4 protein-coding genes are annotated in these 6,128 nt (G+C 62.6%); all 4 read left to right on the top strand.

The window, feature by feature from the left end:
- Window positions 1-68 precede the first annotated feature (68 nt).
- The 4 genes from AOZ49_RS29095 (at window position 69) to AOZ49_RS29110 (ending at window position 5,717) form a co-directional block, all read left to right on the top strand.
- Window positions 69-590, top strand: coding sequence for a sigma-70 family RNA polymerase sigma factor (locus tag AOZ49_RS29095; protein ID WP_054479320.1), 522 nt, complete (start codon window positions 69-71; stop codon window positions 588-590).
- Window positions 591-606: 16 nt separating this feature from the next.
- On the top strand, window positions 607-1,602 hold the full coding sequence (locus AOZ49_RS29100; protein WP_054479322.1) for a FecR domain-containing protein: 996 nt from the start codon (window positions 607-609) through the stop codon (window positions 1,600-1,602).
- Between the two features lie 207 nt (window positions 1,603-1,809).
- Complete coding sequence (locus AOZ49_RS29105; RefSeq protein ID WP_082380631.1) at window positions 1,810-4,575, top strand: TonB-dependent siderophore receptor; 2,766 nt, start codon at window positions 1,810-1,812, stop codon at window positions 4,573-4,575.
- A 251-nt stretch (window positions 4,576-4,826) separates the two neighbouring features.
- Window positions 4,827-5,717: a hypothetical protein gene (locus AOZ49_RS29110; protein WP_054479326.1), complete on the top strand. Its 891-nt coding sequence runs from the start codon at window positions 4,827-4,829 to the stop codon at window positions 5,715-5,717.
- Window positions 5,718-6,128 lie beyond the last annotated feature (411 nt).

The following is a 6,128-nucleotide window of genomic DNA, read 5'->3' on the forward strand; positions in this document are numbered from 1 at the left end:
CCCCCACCCCATCGACTATAAAAACAAACCAATTCCCATTCGCACTTCACCCCCGCCGTTCCCACCCCATGAAAAAGTGCCTCGCCCCCACCGCCCACCAGGTCGGTGGCCTATACCGCGAGCATCACGGTTGGCTGCGCAACTGGCTTCGCACTAAAGTCCGCCGCGCCGAAGACGCCGACGATCTGACCCAGGACACTTTCGTCCGCGTGCTGTGCGCCGCCACTCCCCTCCATATCGACACCTCCCCCCTGCGCGAACCGCGCGCCTATCTGGCTACCGCGGCCGGACGGCTGGTGGCCAATTTCTACCGGCGGCAGGCGCTGGAAATCGCCTATCTCGAAGTCCTGGCCACCCTGCCGCCGCAGCAGGTGCCTTCCCTCGAAACCCAGGCGCTGGTGCGCGAAGCGTTGTTCGAGTTCGATCGCATGCTCGACGGCCTCGACCCGAAGGTGCGGCAGGCACTGGTGCTGTCGCAGTTCCAGGGGTTGCCCTACACGCAGATCGCCGTGAATCTGAATGTCTCGCTGCGCACGGTGAAGAACTACATCGCGCGCGCCATGGCGCACTGCTGCCTGGCGGCCTTCTGATCCCCGGGCAGTTTGCATGGCCGAGTCCCGCCCGCCGTCGTCCGCCGAGGAATCGGCCGTACACGAAGCCGCCCGCTGGTTTGCCTGCCTCATGGCAGAGGACGCGACGCCGCGCGATCACGTTGACTGGCAGGCCTGGCTCGACGCCAGCCCCACGCATCGCCAGGCCTGGGAACGGCTGCAGAAGATGCGGTGCGCCTTCAGCCGCGTGCCGGCCAATGTCGCCACGGCCGTGCTCACCCCGTCCGCGCGCCGGCGCGCACAGCGCCGCAGCCTGCTGTCGTTGATGGGGATGGGCCTGCTGGCCACCGGCGCCTATGGCGTCATGCGGTCAGGGGAGCCGGACATCTGGCGGACCGCGACCGGCGAGCTGCGCCAATTTCAACTGGACGACGGCTCGCAGCTCTATCTGAACACCGCCACCCGCGTGACGCTGGATTTCAGCGACGCGCGGCGTCGGGTGGTGCTGCGTGCCGGCGAGATCCTGATGCAGGTCCATCAGGACCAGACCTCGCGGGCCATGCCGCGCCCGTTCGTCGTCAGCACGCCGCATGGCGACATCCTGCCGCAGGAGGCCCGCTTCACGGTGCGCCTGGATACCCGCGACACGCGGGTGCAGGTGTTGCAACAGTCGGCCACCATCCTGCCCGGCCAGACGCAGGATCACCCTTCGATCCGCATCCCTGCGGTGCTGCTGCGCGCCGGTCAGGCGGTGTCGTTCGATGCCGACGGCGCGGGGCCGGTGAGCGCCGCGTCCGTGGATGCGCAGGCTTGGCTGCATGGCCGCCTGGTGGTGGAGGATCGGCCACTGGCCGAGGTCGTCGCCGAACTGGCGCGTTATCGGCCCGGCATCCTGCGGTGCGATCCGGCGGTGGCCGATCTGAAGGTCTCCGGGGTCTTCTCATTGCGGGACACCGACGAGGCGCTGGAAGCAATCTCGGACAGTTTCCCTGTGCAGGTGCGGCGGCATACGCGCTACTGGGTGACGGTGCTGGCTCGTCCAGGAGCGTAGCCGGGGCGGTGGCGCAGGCGGCGGCCTCGTGCCTGACGCCACGGGTCAAGCGCAAAATCGATCACATAAGTATTTTTTTCAATCGCATTTGCACTTTCGTAGCACGTCGCGTGTCCTCAATGACGATGGCGCTCGCCATGGACGCGAACCGAACCGGTTCCGGCCATGGCCTCGCTTCCCGTTCAATCACTCTGCCGCGATATGTCCATGCACGATCCCTCCTCCGCTTCACCGGCCAGCGCGTCTGGCCGCTCCTCGCACCATGCCGCGCCGGGCGCGCGCCAGTTCACGCTGAATCTCACGCTCATATGCCTGTTGGCCGCCTTCACGCCGCTGCGCGCCACCCACGCGCAAACGCCCTCGGCAACCCTCACCGCCAGCACCTTGCAGGTGGACATCCCGGCCGGTCCGCTGACCACGGTGCTGAACCAGTACGCGCAGGCGGTCGACGTCAGCCTGTCGTTCGACGCCTCGCTGCTCGCGGGAAAGGAATCCGCCGGGTTGCGGGGAAGTTTTGAGGTGGAGGCGGGTTTCCGCCGCATTCTGCAAGGCAGCGGATTCGAAGCGGTGGCGCGTGCGCCGGGGCGCTACATGCTGCGCGGCTTGCCCAAGGCGGCAGGCGAGGACGCCACCGATGTGACCCAGCTGAACGCCGTCACCGTCAGCGGCTACCGCGAAGGCGACGCGCCCAACCGGGGCTACACCGTCAGCAGCACGTCCAGCGCCACCAAGCTCGACCTGGCGCCAAAAGAAACGCCGCAGAGCATCACCACGTTCACGGCGCAGCAGATTCAGGATCAGGGGTTGTTGACGGTCAGTGAAGTGCTGGACCAGACGCCGGGCATCACACTGATTACCGCCGGGGTGGCGGGCGCCGGCAACCAACCTGTCTATTCACGGACCTTTCCGGTCACCTCGGTGCAGATGGACGGCGTCATGGCCAGCAGCTACATCCTGTCCGGCTCCGCCAACGGCAACATCGGGCTGCAGGATTCCTTTCTGTACGAACGCATCGATGTGATCCGCGGCTCCAACAGCCTGACTGGCGGCGAAGGCGATGCGTCGGCCAGCTTGAACTTCGTGCGCAAGTATCCCTACCTGGATCGCCACCTGTCGGCGAATTTGAAATACGGCAGCTGGAACAATCGCCGCGCCGAGCTGGACTTCTCCACGCCGATCAATGACCGGTTCCGGGTGCGGCTGGCGGCAGCCATGCAGAAGGGCAATCACTGGGTCGAGCGGGTCAAGAGCGATCGAGGCGCGGTGTCGCTGATCGGGCAATTGGACGTGACGGAGAACAACCGCATCAGCGCCGGCGTGACGCAATTCGACTTCAAGCTGGACGGGGCCTCGCCGCATGGCTTGGCGAGGTATTCGGAAGTGTCAAACAACAGATTCCGGCCTGGAGAAAAGGAATTTCTACCGGAGGGCATACGCGACCTGCCGCCAGGCGACAGCGTATTGCCAACCGGAGGCGTTCCGCGCAGCTTCAATAACGCAACCCCTTGGTCACACACCCATCGCAATTACACCAATCTATTTCTCACCTGGGACCATGATTTCAACGACGACTGGTCATTCAAGGCCAGCTACAACCATGCCAGCAACATAGATGACCAGTTGTACGGGGAAATGGGATCCCGCTATTACGTGCCCCAAGCGGGGTTGGCCAGCTACGTTGCCAAACGCGACCATCAAGAGAACATCGTCAATGCCGTGGATGTTCACCTGAAAGGCCGTATTGAGGCATTCGGCCGGGACCAGGAATTCGTCGTGGGCGCCAATGCCTATAACGTGAATCACATGGTCTACGGTGGCTATGATTCCTTCGGGACGGCGGAATACCCCCTACTCGCTTTCGAGTCATGTGGCCGCCGCAATCGCTCTTGCCTCCCACCGAGGTCGCCCATGGGTCGCACGTCGATAGGTGCCATTCCCATCGAAGGCTGGACCGCTCGCCTTCCCGAGGAATCAGAGTTGGCCGGCTCCCGCAGGGACATGTACAGCGCCAGGGAACGATATATCACCAAGCGCCGGCAAACCGGGTACTACTTCAGCAGCCATTTACGACCGATTTCGCGCGTTCATCTCATTCTGGGCGGGCGTTGGGCCAAGGATGTGGAGACGGACCATGTCGACACCGACTGTCTAGTCGACCACTGCAACTCCACCCACTTCCTTCCCAATTCCACCAACCCCACCATGCGCCCGAAGTTCCTGCCTTATGGCGGTCTGATCGTCGAACTGACGCCGCAGATCAATGCCTACGGCAGCTATACAACGTCCTACGTGCGCGACCCCGTCTATAACGGTTCAAACGGTGGCACCAACGCCATTACCGGCGATTACCTCCCCCCGGTGCGCTCGATCACCGAGGAGGGAGGCCTCAAAGGCGCATTCTTCGACGAACGCCTCAATATCGCAGTCTCCTACTTCAGGATGACACAAAAGGACTTTCCCTTTCAAAGCTACGATCCCAACGCCCCGACCACTGACAACAACGGCTGGCGCGTCTATGGATGGGAATTCAACGCCACCGGCGCCATCACGAAAGACTGGAATATCGCCGTGGGCTACGTCAAACAAAAACAGGTCCTGCCGCCATTCAAGGGAGAGATCATGTTTTCGGCGGTTGACGACCTGACTGGCAGCTATCGCGCGCCCGAACAATCCTTCAAGTTGTTCACCACCTATCGCGTCAAACGCCTGACCATGGGCGCAGGCGTGCGCTGGCAGAGCCGCACACAGTCCGCCTGGATTCCCATGGACCTCGAGCGCCGCAAGCAGGACTACCTGATGCGACAGGACGCCTACTACGTCGTCGACCTAATGGCGCGCTACCAGATCGACCGGCACTTCAGCGTGCAACTGAACGTAAACAACGTATTCGACAAGGTCTACTACCAGCACGAACGCTCCTTTAATTCAGCACCGCCACGGAATGCGTTGCTGACCTTGAGCTACCGCTTGTGAGGGTACCCGGATCATCCGACGCGCTGCCGTCCTCTGCCGCATATAACCGAATCGGACGAAAGGACGCATGGGTTTGCAAAACGGCGTGCACTTTCACTACCGGTCGCGTGTCCTCCTAGATGTGTGGATCCTAGCCGATCAGATCCCAGTCCTGGCGACAACGCTGGCTGCCGGGTTCACCCAGGTCCCCAAAAAAAACCACCCATGTTGCCACTGGGGATCGTTCATCATCCCTTTTCAAGGACACGACCATGCGCAAACTCGCCTCACTTTCCGCCGCCTTGCTGATGACCGGATCCGCCGGCGTCGCCTCCGCAGGCTGGAACCAATTGGACCTCGACCAACCCAGCAACCTGGAAGAACAAGCAAATGTCGTCTACCAGGGCTCGTTCAATTACAACGGTCAGACCTACGGTCCCTCCACTTCCGCGACCGTTCCGACTCAGGCCAGCACAGGCATTTCCAACGTATTCGATCTGAACTCCCTGCAAGCCTTCACCCTGTATGGCAAGAACGGCCCCGGAGGCACGGGCCGCAACGATGATCTGAGCCTGACCTCCAATGACAATTCCGCGGCCGCCGGCGTCAAGTCTCCAGTGGTCTACCGCGTCTACCGTCAGAACTACTCGGCGGCGGTGGTCAACCTTGCACGTGGCACAGTGGGCCGCCACTTCGTCAAGAGCATCGTCGGCGAACAGACCGCGCCGGACACGCTGGTAAATGGCACCTACAACTACGCCGGTGTGACCTTCTCGAACTTCCCGCGTGGCATGTTCGATTACCAGGTCACGGTAACGGGCCCCAGCTCCGCCACGGGCCAGGGGTCATTCTCGTTGGACGAGATCAAGATTCCTGCCAAGATATCTTCGACCGGCAAGGACATTGTCTTCAACATCAATAACGGCAAGCTGGATCCGACGGCTTTGGATGCGACCGGCAACGGTCTGGTCTTCGCCGGAGACGTGACTATCACCACGAACGACGTCAGCAATCCCGACGCGTGGAAGGAAATCGGTGGTCTCGTGGCGAAGCCGGAATATGACCTGACTCTCTTTGGCCCCAACGGCGCGGAAATCGCCGGCGCCATCAGCGGCCTGCCTGACCGCATCGGCTCCGTCGCGGTCATCGGCGCAAAACAGTAATCGCTACCAGAAGGGCGGAGCAATATCTCTTCAACATCAAATAGACATCGACCCAAATCGGACTGCCATTTGATATTGATCGCCATTGAATTGCGATCGCTCCCATCACGGACTGCAGGGATTCCCCTGCAGTCCTTTTGCCTATTCAAGCCGCCGCATCCGGGAGGCCCGTGCCGCACCCTCTCTCGTCCGACCCCTCTCGCCGTCATTCACTGTTCACCGCAATCGTCATCAGCCTGCTGGTCACGAGCTATTCGCTTACGCTCCAGGCCCAACCCGCCACGCCGTCACCCGCCGTCCTGCCGGCTCCCGTCCGCCCCCTGGAGCCGGACACCCCGACGCCCCCCCCTCCCCCTCGCCCCACGCCCGCCATCACGCACCGCCCGCCCACCCAACTGGCCCAGCCGCCCG

The sequence above is a fragment of the Achromobacter sp. 2789STDY5608615 genome (genome assembly GCF_001298995.1).
GTDB classification, from domain to species: domain Bacteria; phylum Pseudomonadota; class Gammaproteobacteria; order Burkholderiales; family Burkholderiaceae_B; genus Achromobacter; species Achromobacter insuavis.